The organism is Kitasatospora sp. NPDC059462 (genome assembly GCF_042749955.1).
Taxonomy (GTDB): domain Bacteria; phylum Actinomycetota; class Actinomycetes; order Streptomycetales; family Streptomycetaceae; genus Kitasatospora.
Genome location: NZ_JBHYUU010000018.1, coordinates 39,471 through 62,140 on the forward strand (window position 1 = coordinate 39,471; position 22,670 = coordinate 62,140).

Below are 22,670 nucleotides of genomic sequence, written 5' to 3' on the forward strand. Positions count from 1 at the left end.
CCACAACACCACAGCAAGAAGAAGCACTAAGGGACGGAAGCACCATGACTGACGCACTGAAGCGCCTCAGCGACGAAGGCGTGGCGATCTGGCTGGACGACCTCAGCCGCAAGCGGCTGAACACCGGCAACCTCGCCGAGCTGGTGCAGCACAAGCACGTGGTGGGCGTGACCACCAACCCGACCATCTTCCAGAAGGCCATCGGCGGGGGCGACAGCTCCTACGACGGCCAGCTGCGCGACCTCGCCGTCCGCAAGGTCACCACCGACGAGGCCATCCGCATGATCACCACCTCGGACGTGCGCGACGCCGCCGACGTGCTGCGCCCGGTCTACGACGCCTCCAACGGCCGCGACGGCCGGGTCTCCATCGAGGTCGACCCGCGGCTGGCCCACGAGACCGCCGCCACCGTCGCCGAGGCCAAGCAGCTGTGGTGGCTGGTCGACCGCCCGAACGTCTTCATCAAGATCCCCGCCACCAAGGCCGGCCTGCCCGCGATCAGCGAGGTCATCGGCAAGGGCATCAGCGTCAACGTCACGCTGATCTTCTCGCTGGAGCGCTACAAGGCCGTCATCGACGCCTACCTGACCGGTCTGGAGGCCGCCAAGGCCAAGGGCCTGGACCTCTCCCAGATCGAGTCGGTCGCCTCCTTCTTCGTCTCCCGCGTCGACACCGAGATCGACAAGCGCCTGGAGAAGATCGGCGGCGACGCCAAGGACCTCCGCTCCAAGGCCGCCCTCGCCAACGCCCGCCTCGCCTACCAGGCCTACGAGGAGGTCTTCGGCACCGTCGACGGCAAGACCGCCGGCACCGCCCGCTGGAAGGCCCTGGAGGCCGCCGGCGCCAAGCCGCAGCGCCCGCTCTGGGCGTCCACCGGCGTCAAGGACCCGGCCCTGCCGGACACCCTGTACGTCACCGAGCTGATCGCCCCCGGCACCGTCAACACGATGCCCGAGGCCACCCTGGACGCCACCGACGACCACGGCGTGGTCACCGGCGGCACCATCGTCCCCAACTACGCCGACGCCAAGGCCGTGATGGACGCCGTCGCCGCCGCCGGCGTGGACTACGACGACGTGGTCCAGGTGCTGGAGGACGAGGGTGTGGAGAAGTTCGAGCAGTCCTGGAAGGAACTGCTCGACACCGTCACCGCCTCGCTCGCCTCCTTCGCCGACGAGAAGTGACCCCCTGCTCACAGCGCACGAAAGCGGAGCCCATCAAGTGAGCACTGATTTCCCCGAGTTGACGTCGGAGTCGGACGCGGAAGACCTCCCGTCCGCCCCCGTCAACCCGCTTCGCGACCCCTCCGACCGGCGGCTCCCGCGCATCGCGGGGCCGTCCGGCCTGGTCATCTTCGGGGTCACCGGTGACCTGTCCCGCAAGAAGCTGATGCCGGCCGTCTACGACCTGGCCAACCGCGGCCTGCTGCCGCCGGGCTTCTCGCTCATCGGCTTCGCCCGCCGCGAGTGGAAGGACGAGGACTTCGCCCAGGAGGTCCACGACGCGGTCAAGGAGCACGCCCGCACCCCCTTCCGCGAGGAGGTCTGGCAGCAGCTCGCCAAGGGCATGCGCTTCGTCCACGGAACCTTCGACGACGACGAGGCCTTCGACAAGCTCCGCGAGACCATCCAGGAGCTGGACAAGGCGCAGGGCACCAGCGGCAACTTCGCCTTCTACCTGTCCGTCCCGCCGAAGTTCTTCCCCACGGTCGTCCAGCAGCTCAAGAAGCACGGCCTGGCCGACCCCCCGAACGGCTCCTGGCGGCGCGCCGTCATCGAGAAGCCGTTCGGTCACGACCTGGAGTCCGCCCAGGAGCTGAACCGGATCGTCCACGAGGTCTTCCCCCGGGACGAGGTCTTCCGGATCGACCACTACCTGGGCAAGGAGACCGTCCAGAACATCCTGGCGCTGCGCTTCGCCAACCAGATGTTCGAGCCGATCTGGAACCGGTCGTACGTCGACCACGTGCAGATCACCATGGCCGAGGACATCGGCATCGGCGGCCGGGCCGGCTACTACGACGGCATCGGCTCGGCCCGTGACGTCATCCAGAACCACCTGCTCCAGCTGATGGCCCTCACCGCCATCGAGGAGCCGGCGTCCTTCCACCCGAAGGCGCTGGTGGCCGAGAAGCTCAAGGTGCTCAGCGCCGTCAAGCTCCCGGCCGACCTCGGCCGGCACACCGTGCGCGGCCAGTACACGGCCGGCTGGCAGGGCGGCGAGGAGGTCGGCGGCTACCTCGACGAGGACGGCATCGACCCGGAGTCCAAGACCGACACCTACGCGGCCATCAAGCTGGAGATCAACAACCGCCGCTGGGCGGGCGTGCCGTTCTACCTGCGCACCGGCAAGCGGCTGGGCCGGCGGGTCACCGAGATCGCGGTGGTCTTCCAGCGCGCCCCGTACCTGCCGTTCGACTCCTACGCCACCGAGGAGCTGGGGCAGAACGCCCTGGTCATCCGGGTGCAGCCGGACGAGGGCGTCACCGTGCGGTTCGGCTCCAAGGTGCCGGGCACCTCCTTCGAGGTCCGGGACGTCACGATGGACTTCGCCTACGGCGAGTCCTTCACCGAGTCCTCCCCGGAGGCGTACGAGCGGCTCATCCTCGACGTGCTGCTCGGTGACGCCAACCTCTTCCCCCGTCACCAGGAGGTCGAGCTCTCCTGGCAGATCCTCGACCCGATCGAGAAGTACTGGGACACCCACGGCAAGCCCGCCGAGTACGCGGCCGGCACCTGGGGCCCGGCCGAGGCGGACGAGATGCTCGCACGAGACGGCAGGAGCTGGCGCCGGCCATGAAGATCGACCTCACGAACACCACGTCCGGCAAGATCAACGCAGCGCTCATGGAGGCCCGCCGGGGCAGTGGCGCCACCGCCGCCGGCATGGTGCTCACCCTGGTGATCGTGACCGACGAGGGCAGCGCCTACGACGCCCTCAAGGCGGCCAACGACGCCTCCCGCGAGCACCCCTCGCGCACCCTGGCGGTCATCAAGCGCGCCGGGCGCTCGCCCCGGGCCCGCGCCGAGACCCGCCTCGACGCCGAGGTCCTGGTCGGCTCCGACGCCGGCTCCGGAGAAACGGTCGTCCTGCGGATGCACGGCGAGCTCGCCGCGCACGCCCAGTCGGTCGTCCTGCCGCTGCTGCTGCCGGACGCCCCGGTGGTGGTCTGGTGGCCCGACAACGCGCCGCTGCACCCGGCGCAGGACCCGCTGGGCGCGCTCGCCCAGCGCCGGATCACCGACGCCGTGACCGCCGAGTCCCCGGTCGGCCAGCTCGCCCAGCGGGCCCAGAGCTACACCCCGGGCGACACCGACCTGGCCTGGACCCGGATCACCGGCTGGCGCTCGATGCTGGCCGCCGCGCTGGACCAGCGGCCGTCGACGATCACCTCCGCGGTGGTCGAGGGCGAGTCGTACAACCCCAGCGTCGAACTGCTCGGCCTGTGGCTGCACACCCGGCTGCACGCACCGGTCGAGCGCGTCGTCACCAACGGCCCGGGCATCACCGCGGTGCACCTGCGCACCAAGGACGGGGACATCACCCTGGACCGCCCGGACGGCCTGATGGGCACCCTGTCCATGCCCGGCTCGCCGGACCGCCAGGTGGCGCTCAAGCGGCGCGAGACCTCGGAGCTGATCGCCGAGGAGCTGCGCCGGCTCGACCCGGACGACATCTACGCCGCCGCCGTCCGCACGCCCGTGGACCGGCTCAAGGAGCCGGACAACGCCGAGCAGGCGGCCGCGGCCGAGGTCGCCGGGGCGGTCGACGAGACCGCCGCGCAGGGCGGCGAGCAGGGTGGCGAGCAGGTCGCCAACCCGGCCCGGGTGACCGCCGAGGCGGCCACCGGCACCGCGAAGAAGGCCGCCGGCAAGCGCGCCGCCAAGAAGGCGGAGGCATGACCGCGGCCACCCCGCAGCTGGTCGTCCACCGGGACAAGGAGCTGATGGCCCAGGCCGCCGCGGCCCGCCTGATCACCCGGATCGTGGACGCCCAGGCCGCCCGCGGCACCGCCTCGGTGGTGCTCACCGGCGGGCGCAACGGCAACGCCCTGCTGGCCGCGATCGCCGCCTCCCCGGCGCGCGACGCGGTCGACTGGGCGCGGCTGGACCTCTGGTGGGGCGACGAGCGGTTCGTGCCCTCCGCCGACCCGGAGCGCAACGCCGTGCAGGCCCGCGCCGAGCTGCTGGACGCCGTCCCGCTCGACCCGGCCCGGGTGCACGAGATGCCCGCCTCGGACGGTGCCGACGGCTCGGACGTCGACGCCGCGGCGGCCCGCTACGCGCAGGAGCTGGCGAAGGCGGCCGGACCGGGCGACCGGGCCGGTGTCCCGGCCTTCGACGTGCTGCTGCTCGGCGTCGGCCCGGACACCCACGTCGCCTCGCTCTTCCCGGAGCACCCGGGCGTGCGGGAGACCGAGCTGACGGTGATCGGCGTGCGCGGCGCGCCGAAGCCGCCGCCGACCCGGATCTCGCTCACCCTCCCGGCCATCCGCGCGGCCCGCGAGGTCTGGCTGCTGGCAGCCGGCGAGGACAAGGCCGGCGCGGTGGCGATGGCGCTGTCCGGCCCCGGCGAGCTCCAGGCGCCGGCCTCCGGCGCGCACGGCACCGGCCGCACCCTGTGGCTGCTGGACCGCGCCGCGGCGTCCGGGCTGCCGGCCCAGCTGTACCCCCCGGCCTCGGCCTGAGGCCCGGGAACGCCGGAGGGGGGCACCCCCGCGGGGGTGACGCCCTCCGGCGTTCGCCTGTGCTCAGATCTCGCCGCGCAGCTTGGCCAGCGCCTCCGCCAGGATCGCCTCGCCGTCGGCGTCGGTGCGCCGCTCCCGGACGTAGGCGAGGTGGGTCTTGTACGGCTCGTTGCGGGACGGCGCGGGCGGGTTGTGCTCGTCCTGGCCGGCCGGGAAGCCGCAGCGCGGGCAGTCCCAGGTCTCCGGGATCACCGCGTCGGCCGCGAAGCTCGGCCGGGTCTCGTGCTTGTTCGCGCACCAGAAGGAGATCCGGTTGCGGGGGGCGGATTCGCCGCGCTCCGCCTCACCCATCGGGCCGGCTCCGACCCTGCTGCCACGGATGGCGTTGCCACTTGCCACGGTCTGACTCCCCTGCGTGCTGGTGCGCCGACGCGCGCGACGCGCATCGGTGGCGAAAGTCGTCCTAGTGTAAGCAGGAGTTAAGCATGCGCCACCACCGGCTCCGCCCCGGACCTGTCCAGGATAGGCCGCGGGGCGACGGGGCGTCAGAGTTATGTCAGCCCTTGTACTTCAGCACCAGGCCGAGCACCACGAGGCTGGCGAACCAGGCGAGGCCGACCACGATCGTGATGCGGTCGAGGTTGCGCTCGGCCACCGCCGAGCCGCCGCCGGTGGACATCGCGCCGCCACCGAACATGTCCGACAGGCCACCGCCCTTCCCCTTGTGCAGCAGCACCAGGAGGATCATCAGCAGGCTGAAGACGATCAGGGCAATCGAGAACCCGATAACCACGACGGGACCAACTCTCTCGTATCTTCGGCGAAGGGGCCGGACCACGTCGGGTGGTCCGGCCCCAAAGCCTACGTTGCTGCGGCGGCGTTAGCCTACTGCCTGCTCACGGTACCGCACGATCTTGACGAACTCGTCGGCGTCCAGCGAGGCTCCGCCGATCAGGCCGCCGTCGATGTCCGGCTTGGCCATCAGGCCGGCCGCGCTCGACGACTTCACCGAACCGCCGTAGAGCACCCGGACCTTGCCGGCCAGCTCGGCGTCGTACAGCTCGGCGATCCGCGCGCGGATGGCGGCGCAGACCTCCTGGGCGTCCTCGGGGGTCGCCACCTCGCCGGTGCCGATCGCCCAGACCGGCTCGTAGGCGACCACGACGGACTCGGCCTGCGCGGCCGGGACGTCCTTCAGGGCGCCGTCGAGCTGGGCCAGGGTGTGCTCGACGTGGGTGCCCGCCTTGCGGACCTCCAGCGGCTCGCCGACGCACAGGATCGGGGTGATCCCGCTGCGGTAGGCGGCCTTGACCTTGGCGTTGACGATCTCCTCGTTCTCGCCGTGGTACTGGCGGCGCTCCGAGTGGCCGATCACCGCGTAGGTGCACTTCAGCTTGGACAGCATCGGCCCGGAGACCTCGCCGGTGTAGGCGCCGCCGTCGTGCTGCGAGATGTCCTGCGAGCCGTACTTGATCTTCAGCTTGTCGCCGTCGACCAGGGTCTGCACCGAGCGGAGGTCGGTGAACGGCACCAGGACGGCCACCTCGACCGACTCGTAGTCCTTGTCGGCCAGCGCGAAGGCCAGCTTCTGGGTGTGCTGGATGGCCTCAAGGTGGTTGAGGTTCATCTTCCAGTTGCCCGCCATCAGCGGGAGACGCTCAGTCATGCGTGATTCAGCCTTCCAGGGCGGTGAGACCGGGGAGCTGCTTGCCCTCCAGGTACTCCAGGCTCGCGCCACCGCCGGTCGAGATGTGCCCGAACTTCGTCTCGTCGAAGCCCAGGATGCGGACGGCCGCGGCGGAGTCCCCGCCACCGACCACGGAGAACGCGTCGCTGTCGAGCAGGGCCTGCGCGACGGCCTTGGTGCCGTCGGCGTAGTCCGGGTGCTCGAAGACGCCCATCGGACCGTTCCAGAACACCGTCTTCGCGTCGGCCAGCTTCGCCGCGAACAGCTCGCGGGTCTTCGGGCCGATGTCCAGGCCCTCCTGGTCGGCCGGGATCGCGTCCGCGGCGACGACCGAGAAGGTGGCCGGGGCCTTGGTCTTCAGGTCCGGGAACTCGGTGGAGACCAGGACGTCCGTCGGCAGGACGAACTCGACGCCGCGCTCCTGCGCCTCCGCCAGGTAGCCCTGGACCGTCGGGATCTGGTCCTCCTGCAGCAGCGAGATGCCGACCTCGTGGCCCTGGGCCTTGAGGAAGGTGTACGCCATGCCGCCGCCGATCAGGATCCGGTCGGCCTTCTGCAGCAGGTTCTCGATCACGCCGACCTTGTCGGAGACCTTGGCACCGCCGAGCACCACCACGTAGGGGCGCGCGACGTCCTCGGTGAGGCGCTTGAGCACGCCCACCTCGGTGGCGATCAGGTCGCCGACCGCGTGCGGCAGCAGCGCCGGCAGGTCGAACACCGAGGCGTGCTTGCGGTGCACCGCGCCGAAGCCGTCGCCCACGTAGAGGTCGGCCAGCGCGGCCAGCTGCCCGGCGAACGCCGTGCGCTCGGCGTCGTCCTTGCTGGTCTCACCGGCGTTGAAACGCAGGTTCTCAAGCAGCGTGACCTCGCCGTCGGCCAGGGCGGCGACGGTGGCCTTCGCGCTCTCGCCCACGGTGTCGGCCGCGAAGGCGACCGGCCTGCCGAGGATCTCGCCGAGGCGGACGGCCACCGGCGCGAGGGAGAACTGCGGATCCGGCGCGCCCTTGGGACGGCCGAGGTGGGAGGCGACGACGACCTTCGCGCCGCGCTCGACGAGCTTGGCGATGGTCGGGGCGACGGCACGGATCCGGCCGTCGTCGGTGATCGTGCCGTCGGAAAGCGGAACGTTGAGGTCGGCGCGCACGAACACGCGCTTTCCGGCGACGTCCAGATCTTCGATGGTCTTCACGGTCTTCGGTCTCCTGGCGAGATGGTGGAGCAGGGGACGACACAACGTTGTGCCGTCCATGGGGAGTTGAGGGTGCGCAGACGGAGGGCCCGGTCGGCTTCGCACATGCCTTCCGGGCCCTCCCCCCTACTTCACGTCAGCTCCCGCTGCGTCAGAGCCCGGCACCGACGAGGGTGGTCAGGTTGACGAGGCGGTTCGAGTAGCCCCACTCGTTGTCGTACCAGCCGAAGACCTTGACCTGGTTGCCCTGGACCATGGTCATCAGCGAGTCGAAGATCGTGGAGAACGGCGAGTTCACGATGTCGGAGGAGACGATCGGGTCCTCGGTGTACTGCAGGATGCCCTTGAGGGTGGTCTCGGAGGCCTTCTTGAAGGCCTCGTTGACCTCGGCGACGGTGACGTCGCGCTCCAGGGTGACGACCAGGTCGGTGATCGAGCCGGTCGGGACCGGGACGCGCAGCGAGGTGCCGTCCAGCTTGCCCTTGAGCTCCGGCAGGACCAGCGCGGTCGCCTTGGCGGCACCCGTCGAGGTCGGAATGATGTTGAGGGCCGCGGCGCGGGCGCGACGCAGGTCCTTGTGCGGGAAGTCCAGGGTGACCTGGTCGTTGGTGTACGCGTGGACCGTGGTCATCAGACCCTTGACGATGCCGAAGTTCTCGTTCAGCACCTTCGCCAGCGGCGCCACACAGTTGGTGGTGCAGGAGGCGTTGGAAATGACGGTGTGCTTGGCACCGTCGTACTTCTCGTCGTTGACGCCCATGACGATGGTGATGTCCTCGTCGGTGGCGGGCGCGGAGATGATGACCTTCTTGGCGCCGGCCGTGACGTGCTTCTTCGCCGCCTCGGCCTTGGTGAAGATGCCGGTCGACTCGATGACGATGTCGACGCCCAGCTCGCCCCAGGGGAGGTTGGCCGGGTCGCGCTCGGCGATGACCTTGAAGGTCTTGCCGTCGACGGTGATGCTGTCCGCGGTGTGCGACACCTCGCCCGGGAAGGTGCCCAGGATCGAGTCGTACTTGAGCAGGTGCGCCAGGGTCTTGGTGTCGGTCAGGTCGTTGACACCGACGATCTCGATGTCCGCGCCCTGGGCCTGAACCGCACGGAAGAAGTTGCGGCCGATGCGGCCGAATCCGTTGATGCCTACCCGGATCGTCACGAACCGATCTCCTCGTTAGGTACGCCGGACGCTATGCCGACGGGGTGGAATTTTGGGATGTCCCCGACCGCCTATGACCCTACCCCTCCGAGGCCGGGTAGAGCACATCAGGCGCCCGCGCAACCCCTGGCGTGGCGCGTGTTCACAACAATTCCGGGTCGTCCGGCCTTGCCCTCCCGGGCAGTTGGTCCCGGCCCCGCGCGGGCCCGGGCGCGCGGCCCCGTCCCACCCCCCGGACACGGCTCCGCCGGTGCCCGCGCGAGCGGACACCGGCGGAGGGTTCGGCCCCGGGTGTGGCCGTCGGCGTCAGTTCAGCGCCATCTCGTCGGTGAGGTTGGCCTCGGTGCTCGGCAGGCCGAGTTCGGAGGCGCGCTTGTCGGCCATCGCCAGCAGCCGGCGGATCCGGCCGGCCACTGCGTCCTTGGTCAGCGGCGGGTCGGCGAGCGCGCCCAGCTCCTCCAGCGAGGCCTGCTTGTGCTGCATCCGCAGCTGGCCGGCGGCGGCCAGGTGCTCGGGCACCTCGTCGCCGAGGATCTCCAGCGCCCGCTGCACCCGGGCGCCGGCCGCCACCGCGGCCCGGGCCGAGCGGCGCAGGTTGGCGTCGTCGAAGTTGGCCAGCCGGTTGGCGGTGGCCCGCACCTCGCGGCGCATCCGGCGCTCCTCCCAGGCCAGCACCGACTCGTGCGCGCCGAGCCGGGTGAGCAGCGCGCCGATCGCGTCGCCGTCACGGATCACCACCCGGTCGACCCCGCGCACCTCGCGGGCCTTGGCCGGGATGCCGAGCCGGCGGGCCGCGCCGACCAGGGCGAGGGCGGCCTCCGAGCCGGGGCAGGTGATCTCCAGCGAGGACGAGCGGCCGGGCTCGGTGAGCGAGCCGTGCGCCAGGAAGGCCCCGCGCCAGGCCGCCTCGGCGTCACAGGTGGCGCCGGAGACCACGGCCGGGGGCAGACCGCGGATCGGGCGCCCGCGGCCGTCCACGAGGCCGGTCTGGCGCGCGAGCAGCTCGCCGTCCTTGACCACCCGGACCACGTAGCGGCTCCCGCGCCGCAGGCCGCCGGGGGCCATCACGACCAGGTCCGAGGAGTGTCCGAAGATCTCCAGCAGGTCCTTGCGCAGCCGCCGCGCGGCCGCTCCGGTGTCGAGCTCCGCCTCGATCACGATCCGGCCGCTCACGATGTGCAGCCCGCCCGCGAATCGCAGGATCGCCGACACCTCCGCCTTGCGGCAGCAGGCCCGGGTGACCGGGAGCCGGCTGATTTCGTCCTTCACCGCTGGAGTCATCGCCATGGCCCGATCCTTCCATGTGTCCGGAAAATCCGGTCGTACGCCGCCGCCAAGAGCTCCGGGTCGTGTCGCGGCGTGCCGTCGGTGCGGGCGACCCGGCCGAGCACCAGGGCTGCTCCCATCCGCTCGGCGGCCTTCTCCAGTCCGGCCAGGTCCGCCTGGCCGAAGGCGCCGCCGGTGACGGCGCGCTCGTCCACAAGGATCGCATCCACCTCCAGGTCCGGAGCGTGGTCGGCGATGACCTCCAGGTGACGCTGCGGGGTGAAGCCCTCGGTCTCGCCGGGCTGCGGGGCCAGGTTCAGGGTCAGCAGCCGGCGCGCGCGGGTCTCCACCAGCGCCTTCACCAGCTCGGGCACCAGCAGGTGCGGCAGCACGCTGGTGAACCAGGAGCCGGGGCCGAGCACCACCCAGTCCGCCTCCCGGACGGCGGTGACCGCCTCCGGCACGGCGGGCGGCTCGGCCGGCAGCAGCCGCACGGACTGCACGGTGCCGGGGGTGACCGCGACGCTGGCCTGGCCGCGGACGGCGGCCAGCTCGGCGGGGCGGGCCGGGTCGTGGCCGCGGACCACGGCCTCGATGTCCAGCGGCACCGCCGACATCGGCAGCACCCGGCCCTGCACGTTGAGCAGCCGGCCGACCCAGTCCAGGGCGGCGACCGGGTCGCCGAGCTTCTCCCAGAGCGCGACGATCAGCAGGTTGCCGACGGCGTGGCCGCCCAGCTCGCCGGTGCCGGTGAAGCGCTGCTGGATCACCTCGGACCAGGTGCGGCCCCAGTCGTCGTCGCCGCAGAGCGCGGCGAGCGCCTTGCGCAGGTCCCCGGGGGGCAGCACCCCGAGCTCCTCGCGCAGCCGGCCGCTGGAGCCGCCGTCGTCGGCGACGGTGACCACGGCGGTGAGGTCGGTGGTGAGCCGGCGCAGCGCGGAGAGCGAGGCGGACAGGCCCTGGCCGCCGCCGAGCGCGGTGATCCTCGGCGCCTGGTTGGTCCGGGCCGTCTGACTGGTCCGGGGGGCCGGGTGGGGACGGGCCGGGCCGGTGCGGGCCGCCCCGGACCGGGGCCGGCCGGTCACGGTGGACCGGGCCGGGGCCCCGTTCCGGTCGGCGGTCTTGTTCTGGAACTGCCGCCCGGGCACGTATCCCGTCACACCTACCTCGCGTTCCTGTTGCCCGCCGCCGGCCTCCGCCGGCGGCCCGGCAGGGCGCGGCGGCTACTCCCGTCCCATGTCACGGTGGACGAGCACCGTTTCCACTCCGTCCGCGATGAGACGCTTCGTCAGGCGCTCGGACATCGCGACGCTGCGGTGCTTGCCACCGGTGCAGCCTACGGCAAGGGTCATGTAACGCTTCCCCTCGCGGCGGTAGCCCTCGGTGACGATGCGCAGCAGCTCGGCGTAGCCGTTGAGGAACTCGTTGGCCCCGGGCTGCTGGAACACGTAGTCGGCGACGTCCGCGTCGGTGCCGGTGCGGGCCCGGAGTTCGGGCACCCAGTGCGGGTTGGGCAGGAAGCGGCAGTCCACCACGAGGTCGGCGTCGACCGGCAGGCCGTACTTGAAGCCGAAGGACATCACCGTGGCGCGCAGCTCGGGCTCGTCGTGGTCGGCGAACTGGGCGTCGAGCTTGGCGCGCAGCTGGTGGACGTTGAGGTTGGAGGTGTCGATCACCAGGTCGGCCTCGCCGCGCAGCTCGCGCAGCAGGTCGCGCTCCTGGGCGATGCCGTCGACGATCCGGCCGTCGGCCTGGAGCGGGTGCGGGCGGCGCACGCTCTCGAAGCGGCGCACCAGCGCCTCGTCGGAGGAGTCCAGGAAGACGACGCGCAGCCGCACGCCGCGCTTCTCCAGCTCGTCCAGCGAGGTCAGCAGGTCGTCGAAGAACTGCCGGCCGCGGACGTCCACGACGGCGCCGATCCGGGCGACGTTGCCCTGGGAGCGGGCGCCGAGGTCGACCATGGTCGGGATGAGGGCCGGCGGCAGGTTGTCCACCACGAACCAGCCCAGGTCCTCCAGGCACTTGGCGGCGGTGGAGCGGCCGGCCCCGGACATGCCGGAGATGATCACCAGCTCCGGGGTGTTCTCGCCGCCGGCCTCGGGCCTGGCGGTGCCCCCGTAATCGGACACGGTCACTTCGGTTCCCCGCTCTCGGTGGTTCTGCTGTGGAGAACGCGCGTCGCGCGGGCATGCTTCCCCGGCCCACTCGGACGAGTGGCTCCGGGGCGCGCCGGCTGACGGGCGGCGTCGGCCGTCATGGCGTCTCCTGGATGGGTGCGGTCTCGGGCTCGGGCGCCGCGGGCGCCGGCTCGTCGGCGCCGTCCTCGATGATCTCGCCCGTGGCGGTGTTCACGGCGGGTGCGGCAGGTGTACGGGACGACAACGCCGCCGCAACGGTCTCCGCCGTCCGCCGGCCGATGCCGGGGACGGCGCAGAGTTCGTCGACGGTGGCCGCCCGGAGCTTCTTCAGCGAGCCGAAGTGCTTGAGCAGCGCCTGACGGCGAGTCTCGCCGAGGCCGGGGACGGAGTCCAGTTCTCCGGCGGTGAGTCGCTTGGAACGCTTGCCGCGCTGGTAGGTGATGGCGAAGCGGTGGGCCTCGTCGCGGACCCGCTGGAGCAGGTAGAGGCCCTCGCTGCTGCGCGGGAGCACGACCGGGTCGTCCTCGCCGGGCAGCCAGACCTCCTCCAGGCGCTTGGCCAGGCCGCACAGGGCGACGTCGTCGATGCCGAGTTCGTCCAGGGCCCGCCGGGCGGCGGCGACCTGGGGCTGCCCGCCGTCGACGACGAGCAGCTGCGGCGGGTAGGCGAAGCGCTTGGGGCGGCCGTCCTCGGTGCGCGGGCCGTCCTCGGGGTGCTGTCCGTCCTCCGGGCCCTCGGGCTGCTCGGGGACGGCCCACTCGCCGGTCTGCTCGCGCTCCTGGAGGTAGCGGCGGAAGCGGCGGCCGACCACCTCGTGCATCGAGCGGACGTCGTCCTGGCCCTCGAAGCCCTTGATCTGGAAGCGGCGGTACTCGCTCTTGCGGGCCAGGCCGTCCTCGAAGACCACCATGGAGGCGACCACGTCCTCGCCCTGGAGGTGGGAGATGTCGAAGCACTCGATGCGCAGCGGGACGCTGTCCAGGTCGAGCGCCTCGGCGATCTCCTGGAGGGCGCGGCTGCGGGTGGTGAGGTCGGAGGCGCGCTTGGTCTTGTGCAGCGCGAGCGCCTGCTGGGCGTTGCGCTGCACGGTGGCCATGAGGTCCTTCTTGTCGCCGCGCTGCGGGACGCGCAGGTCGACCTGGGCGCCGCGCAGGCCGCCCAGCCAGTCGCGGACCGGCTCGACGGGGTCGGGCAGGGCGGGGACGAGCACCTCGCGGGGGACGGACTCGGTGCCGCCGCCGTAGAGCTGCTGGAGGGCGTGCTCGACCAGGCCGGCGGTGTCGACGTCCTCGACCTTGTCGGTGACCCAGCCGCGCTGGCCGCGGACCCGGCCGCCGCGGACGTGGAAGATCTGGACGGCGGCCTCCAGTTCGTCCTCGGCGACGGCGAGCAGGTCGGCGTCGGTGGCGTCGGCGAGGACGATGGCGTTCTTCTCCATGGCCCGCTTGAGCGCACCGATGTCGTCGCGCAGCCGGGCGGCCTTCTCGTACTCCAGGTCGGCGGCGGCCTCCTGCATCTCGGTCTCCAGCCGGCGCAGGTAGTTGCCGGTGCGCCCGGCCATGAAGTCGCAGAAGTCCTCGGCCAGGGCGCGGTGCTCCTCGGCCGAGACGCGGCCGACGCAGGGGGCGGCGCACTTGCCGATGTAGCCGAGCAGGCAGGGGCGGCCGACCTGCCGGGCGCGCTTGAAGACGCCGTTGGAGCAGGTGCGGACGGGGAAGACGCGCAGCAGCAGGTCGACGGTCTCGCGGATCGCCCAGGCGTGGCCGTAGGGGCCGAAGTAGCGCACGCCCTTCTTGTGCGCGCCGCGCATCACCTGGACCCTCGGGTACTCCTCGTCGAGGGTGACGGCGAGTTCCGGATAGCTCTTGTCGTCGCGGTACTTGACGTTGAACCGGGGGTCGAACTCCTTGATCCAGGAGTACTCCAGCTGGAGCGCCTCGACCTCGGTGGAGACGACGGTCCACTCCACCGAGGCGGCGGTGGTGACCATGGTGGCGGTGCGCGGGTGCAGCCCGGCGAGGTCCTGGAAGTAGGACGAGAGCCTGGGCCGCAGGCTCTTGGCCTTGCCGACGTAGATGACCCGCCCGTGGGCGTCGCGGAACTTGTAGACACCGGGCGAGAGCGGGATCGCGCCCGGCGCCGGGCGGTAGGTGGACGGGTCAGCCATGGGTCCACCGTACCGACTCGGGCCGGGGGCGCGTGCGGGAGATCAACTGCTTCAGCGCGGGGTCACCTTGAGGTTGCCGCCCTCGACCTCCACCGTGTACTCGGGCAGCGGGGTGGGGGCCGGGCCGTCCAGCACGGCGCCGTCGGTGATGCCGAACAGGCTGCCGTGGCAGGGGCATTGGATCTTCTGGTTCTTGACCTGGTCGACGATGCAGCCGGCGTGGGTGCACTTGGCGCTGAACGCCTTGTACTGGCCCTCGGCGGGCTGGGTGACGACGATCTTCTTCTCGCGGTAGACGGTGCCGCCGCCGACCGGGACGGCCGAGGCGGGGCCGACGTCGACCGGGGACTTGGCGCCGGAGTCGGAGGCGGACGAGGAGCAGCCGGTGACGGCGACGGTGCCCCCGGCGGCGAGGACGGCCGCGGCTCCGCAGAGCAGGGTGCGGCGGGTGGGGGCGGGGCTCTCGTGGGCCTCGGGCATGTGCTTCGCTCCTGGTCGCGCGGTGGCCTGCGGCTGCGGGCCGCCCGGCAGTCTATGCGGCCTGACAACGGCCGCCCCCGGTGCGTCCGGGGGCGGCCGTGGGTGTGTCTCCCGGCTACTTCTTCGCCGCGGCGGCCCGCTTGCGCGGAGCCCGGGCCTTGGCCGGGGCCTTGACCGGGGCGTCGGCGAACTCGCCCGGCAGGATGTCGCGCAGGAACTTGCCGGTGTGGCTCTCCGCGACGGCGGCGATCTCCTCGGGGGTGCCCTCGGCGACCACGCTGCCGCCGCCGGAGCCGCCCTCGGGGCCCATGTCGACGATCCAGTCGGCGGTCTTGATGACATCGAGGTTGTGCTCGATGACGATGACCGTGTTGCCCTTGTCCACCAGGCCGGTGAGGACCTTGATCAGCTTGCTGATGTCCTCGAAGTGCAGACCGGTGGTCGGCTCGTCCAGCACGTAGACGGTCCGGCCGGTGGAGCGCTTCTGCAGCTCGGAGGCGAGCTTGACGCGCTGGGCCTCACCGCCGGAGAGGGTGGGCGCGGACTGGCCGAGCCGGACGTAGCCGAGGCCGACGTCGTTGAGCGTCCGCAGGTGGCGGGCGATCGCCGGGACGGCCTCGAAGAAGTCGAGCGCCTCCTCGATCGGCATGTCCAGCACCTCGGCGATGGACTTGCCCTTGTAGTGGACCTCCAGCGTCTCCCGGTTGTACCGGGCGCCGTGGCAGACCTCGCACGGCACGTAGACGTCCGGCAGGAAGTTCATCTCGATCTTGATGGTGCCGTCGCCGGAGCAGTTCTCGCAGCGGCCGCCCTTGACGTTGAAGGAGAACCGGCCGGGCAGGTAGCCGCGGACCTTGGCCTCCTGGGTCTCCGCGAAGAGCCGCCGGACGTGGTCGAACACGCCGGTGTAGGTGGCCGGGTTGGAGCGCGGGGTGCGGCCGATCGGCGACTGGTCGACGTGCACCACCTTGTCCACCAGGTCGGTGCCGGTGATCCGGGTATGCCGGCCGGGCACCGTGCGGGCGCCGTTCAGCTCCCGGGCGAGGTGGGTGTAGAGGATGTCGTTGACCAGGGTGGACTTGCCCGAGCCGGAGACACCGGTGATCGCGGTGAAGGTGCCGAGCGGGAAGCCGACCGTGACGTCCTTGAGGTTGTGCTCGCGGGCGCCGTGCACGGTGAGCTGGCGCTTCTTGTCCCGCGCGCGCCGGGTGTCCGGGATCGGGATGAAGCGCTTGCCGGCGAGGTACTGGCCGGTGAGCGACTCCTTGTTGGCGAGCAGCTGCTTCAGCGAGCCGGAGTGCACCACCTTGCCGCCGTGCTCACCGGCGCCGGGGCCGATGTCGACCACCCAGTCGGCCATCTTGATGGTGTCCTCGTCGTGCTCGACGACGATCAGCGTGTTGCCGATGTCGCGCAGCCGCACGAGGGTCTCGATCAGCCGGTGGTTGTCGCGCTGGTGCAGGCCGATGGACGGCTCGTCCAGCACGTAGAGCACGCCGACCAGGCCGGAGCCGATCTGGGTGGCGAGCCGGATGCGCTGGGCCTCGCCGCCGGAGAGCGTGCCGGCCGCGCGGTCCAGCGACAGGTAGTCCAGGCCGACGTCGACCAGGAAGCGCAGCCGCTCGTTGACCTCCTTGAGGACGCGCTCGGCGATCTGCTTGTCCCGGGCGTTGAGCTTCATCGCGCCGAGGAAGTCCGAGCAGTCGCTGATCGACATCGAGGAGACGTCGGCGATCGAGCGGCCCTCGACGGTGACCGCGAGCACCACCGGCTTGAGCCGGGTGCCGCGGCAGGTCGGGCAGGGCACCTCGCGCATGTAGCCCTCGAAGCGCTCGCGGCTGGAGTCGCTCTCGGCCTCCTGGTGGCGGCGCTGGATGAACGGCACCGCGCCCTCGAAGCCGGTGCTGTAGGAGCGGTCGCGCCCGTACCGGTTGCGGTAGCGGACCTGCACCTGGTGCTTGTGCCCGTACAGCAGCGCCTTCTTGGCGCGGGCCGGCAGCCCGGCCCAGGGGATGTCGGTGCGGAAGCCCAGCTCGCCGGCGAGGGCGTCGATCAGCCGCTGGAAGTACTCCTTGGTGTGGCCGCCGGACCACGGGTGGATGGCGCCCTCGTCCAGCGAGCGCTCCTCGTCGGGCACCACCAGCTCCGGGTCCACCTCCATCCGGTTGCCGAGGCCGGAGCAGTCCGGGCAGGCGCCGAACGGCGAGTTGAAGGAGAACGAGCGCGGCTCCAGCTCCTCGAACGACACGTCGTCGTAGGGGCAGTAGAGGTGCTCGGAGTACATCCGCTCGCGCTCGGGGTCGTCCTCGGGGAGGTCGACGAAGTCGAGCACGACCATGCCGCCGCTCAGCCGCAGGGCGGTCTCCACCGAGTCGGTGAGCCGGCGCTTGGCGCTCTCCTTGACGGTGAGGCGGTCGATCACCACCTCGACGGTGTGCTTCTCCTGCTTCTTCAGCTTGGGCGGCTCGGCGAGCTGGACCGTCTCGCCGTCCACCCGGGCCCGGGCGTAGCCCTTGGACTGGAGGTCGGCGAAGAGGTCGACGAACTCGCCCTTGCGCTCGCGGACCACCGGGCTGAGGACCTGGAAACGGGTGCCCTCGGCGAGTTCGAGCACCTTGTCGACGATGGCCTGCGGGGACTGCTTGGCGATCGGGCGGCCGCAGTGCGGACAGTGCGGCTTGCCGATCCGGGCGAACAGCAGACGGAGGTAGTCGTAGACCTCGGTGATGGTGCCGACGGTCGACCGCGGGTTGCGGTTGGTGGACTTCTGGTCGATCGAGACGGCCGGGGAGAGGCCCTCGATGAAGTCCACGTCGGGCTTGTCCATCTGGCCGAGGAACTGGCGGGCGTAGGACGACAGCGACTCGACGTAGCGGCGCTGGCCCTCGGCGAAGATCGTGTCGAAGGCGAGCGAGGACTTGCCGGAGCCGGAGAGGCCCGTGAAGACGATGAGGGAGTCGCGGGGCAGGTCGAGCGAGACGTTCTTGAGATTGTGCTCGCGAGCACCGCGGACGATGAGGCGGTCGGCCACTGCTTCTGGCGCCTTTCTCCGGGGCGAGAGGGCTGAAACGAAAGGTGTACTTCTTCCAGGATGCGGCAGCCAGCCTACTAGCTCACGCGTTCGATTAACGACCATGTCCAGCCGGGTCCACCCGAACGAGTGAGGACAGCTCGCGAAGCCTTGACGCGCGGTCCGCGAAAGCCCCTGCTCAGCACCGGGGAACGACGGTAGCGTCACCCGCAGCGCCACACCCTCAACGAGCGGGGCCCCGCGCGGGCAACGCGCCGCCATCCACGGAAGGCCGATCCGATGACCGACCCGCAGTCCGCCGCCGCCTCCCCCGCCGCTTCCCCCGCCGCCGCGTCCGCCTCCGGCGCCGCCGCCGCCCGCGCCGCGCGTTACCTCGCGCTGGTCGAGGAGAGCACCCGGCACCTGCTGCACACCGTCGGCGAGCTCAAGCCCGACGCCGTCGCCGAGCCCTCCGCGCTGCCCGGCTGGACCCGCGGCCACGTCCTGGCCCACCTCGCCCGCAACGCCGACTCCCTGGTCAACCTGCTGGACGGCGCCCGCACCGGCACCGACATCCCGCAGTACCCGAGCGAGGAGGCCCGCGACCGGGGCATCGAGGAGGGCGCGCCCCGCCCGGCGGAGGTCCAGCTCGCCGACCTGCGCGCCACCGGCGGGCGCTTCGCCCGGGCCGCCGCGCTGCTGCCCGACGGGGCCTGGGCCACCGAGGTCCGCCACCGCAGCGGCCACCTCTTCCCGGCCTTCGACATCCCCTGGAAGCGGCTCATGGAGGTCGAGTACCACCACGTCGACCTGGACGCCGGCTACACCCCCGCGCACTGGCCGGCCGAGTTCGCCTCCGCCGAGTTCCGCCGCCTGTCCGGCAAACTGGCCGGCGCCGCCCTGCCCGCCGTCGAGCTGTTCGCCGAAGACACCGCCGAGCGCGCGGTGATCGGCACCGGCGCCCCCGCGCTGACCGTCGAGGGCCCGGTCCGCGCCCTGCTCGCCTGGCTCTCCGGCCGCGCCGACGGCGACGGCCTGCGCCGCACCCCCGACACCGCCCTGCCCGCCCTGCCCCCACTGGGCTGAGCGGCCGCCAGGCGCGAAGATGACCTCGACCCTGTAGACCCGACAAGGAGCGGACGGATGACGTACCACGGAGCGGTCAAGGTCGGCGGACCGCCGGACGTGCGCGAGCTGGCGCATCTGATCATCACCAAGGTGGCGGTCGGCCCGTACGACAACAACGCCTACCTGCTGCGCTGCCGCGACACCGACGAGCAGCTGCTGATCGACGCGGCCGCGGACGCGCCGGTGCTGCTGGAGACGGTCGGCGAGAACCTGGCCACCGTGGTCACCACGCACCGGCACCGCGACCACTGGAGCGCGCTGGCCGAGGTGGTCGCCGCCACCGGCGCGCGCACCGCGGCCGGCGAGCACGACGCCGAGGGCATCGAGGTGCCCACCGCGCTGCCGCTCGCGGACGGCGACACCCTCGCGGTGGGCCGCTGCGCGCTGACCGTCCGGCACCTGGTCGGCCACACGCCCGGGGCGATCGTGCTGGTCTACGACGACCCGCAGGGCCACCCGCACGTCTTCACCGGGGACTGCCTCTTCCCCGGCGGGGTCGGCAACACCTGGGGCGACAAGGAGGCCTTCGCGAGCCTCTTCCGGGACGTCAACGAGAAGATCTTCGACGCCCTGCCCGACGAGGCCTGGGTCTACCCCGGCCACGGCAACGACACCACCCTCGGCGCCGAGCGCCCGCACCTGCCCGAGTGGCGCGAGCGCGGCTGGTGACTTCCGCTCCCCGCCCCTGAGCTTGTTGCTCAGGGGCGGGGATTCCTACCACGGTCATCCGACCGTCTCGGTGGGTTCCTGCTTCAATGCGCTGCGCCGGGAAGGCCCCGGTCTTACCTGCGCTCCACAGGCTGTCACCGCCAGTCCGGCGGCCTTGGCGACGTTGACCGCCGCGTTCACGTCCCGGTCGAGGACGGTCCCGCACGCCCTGCACATCCATTCGCGGACGTGCAGGGGTTTGGGGCCGTCCTTGACACCACAATGCGAGCAGACCTGCGAGGTCGGCTCGAAGCGGCCGATACGCAGAAAGGCGCGCCCGTACCGGGTGGCCTTGTATTCCAACATGGCGACGAACGCCGACCAGCCGGCATCGTGAATCGACTTGGCCATCCGGGTACGGGCCAACCCCTTGACCGCCAGGTCTTCCACGGCGATCGCTTGGTTCTCGCGGACCAGCCGAGTGGAGAGCTGGTGGTGGAACTCGCGCCGCTGGTCGGCCACCCGCGCGTGCGCGCGGGCCACCTTGGCACGGGCCTTCTCCCGGTTCTTGCTGCCCTTGGCCTTGCGGGACAGGGCTTGCTGTGCACGCTTGAGCTTCTTCTCGGCCCGGCGCAGCGCCTTCGGGCTGTCGATCTTCGTGCCATTGGAGAGGACGACAAAGTGGGTCAGGCCCAGGTCGATGCCGACCTGGCCTCTGGTTGCAGGCATCCGGGAAAGGTCGCGCACGGGGTCGGTCTCGATGACGAAACTGGCGAAGTACCGCCCTGAAGAATCCTTGACCACTGTGACCGTGGACGGCACTGACGGCAGGGTGCGAGACCACTTGACCCGCACGTCGCCAATCTTCGGCAACGACAGGTCACCACCGGACGTGATCCTCCACCGGGCGTTGGAGGTGAATCGCACGGCCTGCCGGTTGTCCTTGCGGGACTTGAAACGGGGAGCGCCCATGCGCGGGCGACGGCCCTTCAATCCGTCGAAGAAGTTCCGGTAGGCGGCGTCCAGATCCCGCAATGACTGTTGCAGCACCACAGCCGAGACCTCCCCGAGCCAGGCCCGTTCGGTGGTCTTCTTCGCCTCGGTGATCAGCGCCTTCGACAGGTCGCCGGTCTTCGGGAATGGTCCGCCTACAGCGCGGGCGGTCTCACGGGCCCGAAGAGCATCGTTGTAGACCACCCGCGCACACCCGAACGCTTTCGCCAACGCCTCGCGCTGAGGCCCGTTCGGATACAGGCGGAATGAGTACCGGAGCTGCATGTGAACACCCCTTTCGCCTGTACGTTGATCAGCCTGGCACACAACACTGACAACAACTCCGCCCCTCTGGGACGGTAGGTCAGAGCCGCGTCGCACCCCATGCACCACGATGAGATCCGGTAGCACGCGCCTGGCTGGTCGGCTTGTGGGGCCGACCCGCCAGGCGATCAACGACCTCCGTACGGCAGATGGCGCGACCTGAGACCGCCCGCGCGTTGCCCACCGCACCCGACGTGATCAGCGATCGTGTCCGAATGGCCGTTGAGCGGCCCGCAGTAGACGCCACGACCGTACTCACCGCACACCACGCAGTAGCCGATGGTCTCGCCGGACTCGGCCGCAGGATCACCAATCGCGTTCATCTCACCTCCCCTGACAGGTGCCGCGCGCAGAAGCATTCGGGCTCCATACACAGGCACACCAGGGCGGCGGCTCCCGACTCATCCCGAATGCCGCCGGGACAGGCCCAGTGCGCATCCAACTGGCACTCGGCACTGACGTAGCACCCAGCCTTGCCGACGTCGCAGCGGACTACGATGCCGACCAGCGAGTCCGACCGACGGGCGGCGGCAGCGGTCACGACCAAGCCCCCACGTCGATCATGTTGAAGTCCTCCAGTTCGACCCAGACGATGACCTCGCCCGTGGCATCGGTGGAGCCCCACTCGCAGCCCGACCGAAGGATGGCGAGCACCTCGGTCCATTGCGTCGATGACGTGTCGGCCGGCGCGGTCGTCGAGAGCCGGACACGGCCGGCCTTACCCCTGGCGATTCGCACGGGAGCCCCCGCGGCCTGACCGAGGGTGGCCTTGAGCAGGCTCGTACGCATGCTGATCTGCACCGACGCTCCCCTCTATCGGAACAGTGAAATCGTATCGATAGGGTAGCGCCAAGAGCGTTACGGTGTGAGCCGCAACGCACCATTCGGAGCGAGGAGGCCGAGGCGTGAGCGACACACCCTCTTACCTGCACGTCGCGGACGCCCTGCGCGGCCACATCGCCTCCCGGAGGCTTCGGCCGGGCGATCGAATGCCGTCCATCAGTGCGCTCCAGCGCGAGCACAAAGTCTCGACGGGCGTGATCCAGCGGGCCTATGCCGTGCTGATCGACGAAGGGCTCGTGCTCGCGCGCCCGGGCGCCGGCTACTACGTCAAGTCCCAGGAGCCACTGGCCGCCCTGGTCCGGCGCCAGCGCGTGGCACCCGGCGACGGCTCGCCGACCGGGGCCACCCTCGCGCGGCAAGGCGTGGCCGGCACGTGGCGGCACGAGTCGCAGCCTCGTGCCGCCGACAACCGGATCGCGGACCGGCTGGAGATCCAGCCCGGCGATCCGGTGATGCACACCAGCTACACCTACCTGGCCGACGGCGAGCCCGCCCAGCTCGCCGAGAGCTGGGAGCCCATGGCGATCACCGGCGGCAGCCTGATCGTCCTGCCGGAGGCCGGCCCGCACGCCGGTATCGGGGTCGCCGATCGCATGGCGCTCATCGGCATCGAAGTCGGCACTCCGGTCGAGCGGGTCACCGCCCGCCAGGCGACGCGGTCCGAGGCCCAGAACCTCGGCGTCGCGCCAGCCGTGCCCGTCCTGGCGATCGAGCGCACCTACTACGACCAGGCCACCGGCCGGCCGGTCGAGACCGCCGACATCGTGCTGCTCGGCTCACGCTGGATCGCCGAGTACGGTCAGCGCCCGTAACCCACAGGGCATCGGCGCCGGACGCGAAAGGGCGGGCCCGCGACCGCTGCTCGGTCGCGGGGCCCCCCCCGGCGGGGGGGGGGCCCCCCCCAGGCGGCCAGCAAAAACGGCGCCGCGCGCGCCGACCGCGCCGCCCCGGCGG

Annotated in this window: 20 protein-coding genes; 7 read left to right on the forward strand and 13 right to left on the reverse strand. The window is 71.4% G+C overall.

Features of this window, described 5'->3' with window-relative positions:
- Window positions 1-44 precede the first annotated feature (44 nt).
- Genes tal through pgl form a run of 4 tightly spaced genes read left to right on the forward strand, consistent with a single transcriptional unit; the run spans window position 45 to window position 4,687 of the window.
- Window positions 45-1,184, forward strand: coding sequence for a transaldolase (gene tal, locus ACFXAM_RS07875; protein WP_380288532.1), 1,140 nt, complete (start codon window positions 45-47; stop codon window positions 1,182-1,184).
- Between the two features lie 58 nt (window positions 1,185-1,242).
- Entirely contained in the window at window positions 1,243-2,799 is a 1,557-nt protein-coding gene (gene zwf / locus ACFXAM_RS07880; RefSeq protein ID WP_380288595.1) for a glucose-6-phosphate dehydrogenase, read from the forward strand.
- Entirely contained in the window at window positions 2,796-3,902 is a 1,107-nt protein-coding gene (gene opcA, locus ACFXAM_RS07885) for a glucose-6-phosphate dehydrogenase assembly protein OpcA (RefSeq protein WP_380288534.1), read from the forward strand. The genes zwf and opcA overlap by 4 nt, the downstream gene beginning before the upstream one ends.
- Window positions 3,899-4,687 carry a 6-phosphogluconolactonase gene (gene pgl, locus ACFXAM_RS07890; protein ID WP_380288536.1) on the forward strand — a complete coding sequence of 263 codons (789 nt, stop codon included), beginning with the start codon at window positions 3,899-3,901 and terminating at the stop codon, window positions 4,685-4,687. Before opcA ends, pgl begins: the two co-directional genes overlap by 4 nt.
- A 63-nt stretch (window positions 4,688-4,750) precedes the next feature.
- Here pgl and ACFXAM_RS07895 read toward each other — a convergent pair whose 3' ends face one another.
- The 11 genes from ACFXAM_RS07895 to uvrA all read right to left on the reverse strand — a co-directional run bounded on the left by ACFXAM_RS07895 (window position 4,751) and on the right by uvrA (window position 17,801).
- Window positions 4,751-5,086 carry an RNA polymerase-binding protein RbpA gene (locus tag ACFXAM_RS07895; RefSeq protein WP_380288538.1) on the reverse strand — a complete coding sequence of 112 codons (336 nt, stop codon included), beginning with the start codon at window positions 5,084-5,086 and terminating at the stop codon, window positions 4,751-4,753.
- Window positions 5,087-5,243: 157 nt separating this feature from the next.
- Window positions 5,244-5,480, reverse strand: a complete 237-nt coding sequence (secG, locus tag ACFXAM_RS07900) for a preprotein translocase subunit SecG (protein ID WP_380288540.1) — start codon at window positions 5,478-5,480, stop codon at window positions 5,244-5,246.
- Between the two features lie 87 nt (window positions 5,481-5,567).
- Window positions 5,568-6,353 (reverse strand): triose-phosphate isomerase, encoded by a 786-nt coding sequence (gene tpiA, locus ACFXAM_RS07905; RefSeq protein WP_380288542.1) that lies wholly within the window; start codon window positions 6,351-6,353, stop codon window positions 5,568-5,570.
- Window positions 6,354-6,360: 7 nt separating this feature from the next.
- Window positions 6,361-7,563, reverse strand: a complete 1,203-nt coding sequence (locus ACFXAM_RS07910) for a phosphoglycerate kinase (RefSeq protein WP_380288544.1) — start codon at window positions 7,561-7,563, stop codon at window positions 6,361-6,363.
- 151 nt (window positions 7,564-7,714) lie between these two features.
- On the reverse strand, window positions 7,715-8,719 hold the full coding sequence (gene gap, locus ACFXAM_RS07915) for a type I glyceraldehyde-3-phosphate dehydrogenase (RefSeq protein ID WP_380288546.1): 1,005 nt from the start codon (window positions 8,717-8,719) through the stop codon (window positions 7,715-7,717).
- 306 nt (window positions 8,720-9,025) lie between these two features.
- Window positions 9,026-10,006, reverse strand: a complete 981-nt coding sequence (gene whiA / locus ACFXAM_RS07920; RefSeq protein WP_209411690.1) for a DNA-binding protein WhiA — start codon at window positions 10,004-10,006, stop codon at window positions 9,026-9,028.
- The gene (gene yvcK / locus ACFXAM_RS07925; RefSeq protein ID WP_380288597.1) at window positions 9,997-11,070 is read right to left on the reverse strand and encodes a uridine diphosphate-N-acetylglucosamine-binding protein YvcK; all 1,074 of its coding nucleotides are present in this window, start codon (window positions 11,068-11,070) and stop codon (window positions 9,997-9,999) included. Before yvcK ends, whiA begins: the two co-directional genes overlap by 10 nt.
- Window positions 11,071-11,208: 138 nt before the next feature.
- Complete coding sequence (gene rapZ, locus ACFXAM_RS07930) at window positions 11,209-12,039, reverse strand: RNase adapter RapZ (protein ID WP_350567636.1); 831 nt, start codon at window positions 12,037-12,039, stop codon at window positions 11,209-11,211.
- A 199-nt stretch (window positions 12,040-12,238) separates the two neighbouring features.
- Window positions 12,239-14,290 carry an excinuclease ABC subunit UvrC gene (gene uvrC, locus ACFXAM_RS07935; protein WP_380288548.1) on the reverse strand — a complete coding sequence of 684 codons (2,052 nt, stop codon included), beginning with the start codon at window positions 14,288-14,290 and terminating at the stop codon, window positions 12,239-12,241.
- A 51-nt stretch (window positions 14,291-14,341) separates the two neighbouring features.
- A complete protein-coding gene (locus ACFXAM_RS07940) occupies window positions 14,342-14,770 on the reverse strand; it encodes a Rieske (2Fe-2S) protein (RefSeq protein ID WP_380288550.1) in 429 nt (142 codons plus the stop codon).
- A 115-nt stretch (window positions 14,771-14,885) separates the two neighbouring features.
- A complete protein-coding gene (gene uvrA / locus ACFXAM_RS07945; RefSeq protein WP_380288552.1) occupies window positions 14,886-17,801 on the reverse strand; it encodes an excinuclease ABC subunit UvrA in 2,916 nt (971 codons plus the stop codon).
- Window positions 17,802-18,080: 279 nt separating this feature from the next.
- Between uvrA and ACFXAM_RS07950 the strand changes: the two genes are divergently transcribed.
- Entirely contained in the window at window positions 18,081-18,866 is a 786-nt protein-coding gene (locus ACFXAM_RS07950; protein ID WP_380288554.1) for a maleylpyruvate isomerase family mycothiol-dependent enzyme, read from the forward strand.
- A gap of 57 nt (window positions 18,867-18,923) precedes the next feature.
- A complete protein-coding gene (locus tag ACFXAM_RS07955; protein ID WP_380288556.1) occupies window positions 18,924-19,577 on the forward strand; it encodes an MBL fold metallo-hydrolase in 654 nt (217 codons plus the stop codon).
- Window positions 19,578-19,631: 54 nt separating this feature from the next.
- On the opposite strand, the gene ACFXAM_RS07960 is transcribed toward ACFXAM_RS07955, so the two are convergent.
- Together ACFXAM_RS07960 and ACFXAM_RS07965 are read right to left on the reverse strand one after the other, a co-directional pair.
- Window positions 19,632-20,834, reverse strand: a complete 1,203-nt coding sequence (locus ACFXAM_RS07960; RefSeq protein ID WP_380288558.1) for an RNA-guided endonuclease InsQ/TnpB family protein — start codon at window positions 20,832-20,834, stop codon at window positions 19,632-19,634.
- A 576-nt stretch (window positions 20,835-21,410) separates the two neighbouring features.
- Window positions 21,411-21,674: a hypothetical protein gene (locus tag ACFXAM_RS07965; protein WP_380288560.1), complete on the reverse strand. Its 264-nt coding sequence runs from the start codon at window positions 21,672-21,674 to the stop codon at window positions 21,411-21,413.
- Window positions 21,675-21,778: 104 nt separating this feature from the next.
- Between ACFXAM_RS07965 and ACFXAM_RS07970 the strand changes: the two genes are divergently transcribed.
- Window positions 21,779-22,528 (forward strand): GntR family transcriptional regulator, encoded by a 750-nt coding sequence (locus tag ACFXAM_RS07970; RefSeq protein WP_380288563.1) that lies wholly within the window; start codon window positions 21,779-21,781, stop codon window positions 22,526-22,528.
- Window positions 22,529-22,670: the final 142 nt, after the last annotated feature.

What these genes read in the sequence shown, in the direction of transcription:
- whiA (WP_209411690.1), bottom strand. Translation starts at nt 10,006, where the DNA reads ATGGCGATGACTCCAGCGGTGAAGGACGAAATCAGCCGGCTCCCGGTC.
- opcA (WP_380288534.1), top strand. Translation starts at nt 2,796, where the DNA reads ATGAAGATCGACCTCACGAACACCACGTCCGGCAAGATCAACGCAGCG.
- ACFXAM_RS07960 (WP_380288558.1), bottom strand. Translation starts at nt 20,834, where the DNA reads ATGCAGCTCCGGTACTCATTCCGCCTGTATCCGAACGGGCCTCAGCGC.
- ACFXAM_RS07940 (WP_380288550.1), bottom strand. Translation starts at nt 14,770, where the DNA reads ATGCCCGAGGCCCACGAGAGCCCCGCCCCCACCCGCCGCACCCTGCTC.
- tal (WP_380288532.1), top strand. Translation starts at nt 45, where the DNA reads ATGACTGACGCACTGAAGCGCCTCAGCGACGAAGGCGTGGCGATCTGG.
- ACFXAM_RS07950 (WP_380288554.1), top strand. Translation starts at nt 18,081, where the DNA reads ATGACCGACCCGCAGTCCGCCGCCGCCTCCCCCGCCGCTTCCCCCGCC.
- rapZ (WP_350567636.1), bottom strand. Translation starts at nt 12,039, where the DNA reads ATGTCCGGGGCCGGCCGCTCCACCGCCGCCAAGTGCCTGGAGGACCTG.
- ACFXAM_RS07955 (WP_380288556.1), top strand. Translation starts at nt 18,924, where the DNA reads ATGACGTACCACGGAGCGGTCAAGGTCGGCGGACCGCCGGACGTGCGC.
- pgl (WP_380288536.1), top strand. Translation starts at nt 3,899, where the DNA reads ATGACCGCGGCCACCCCGCAGCTGGTCGTCCACCGGGACAAGGAGCTG.
- uvrC (WP_380288548.1), bottom strand. Translation starts at nt 14,290, where the DNA reads ATGGCTGACCCGTCCACCTACCGCCCGGCGCCGGGCGCGATCCCGCTC.
- tpiA (WP_380288542.1), bottom strand. Translation starts at nt 6,353, where the DNA reads ATGACTGAGCGTCTCCCGCTGATGGCGGGCAACTGGAAGATGAACCTC.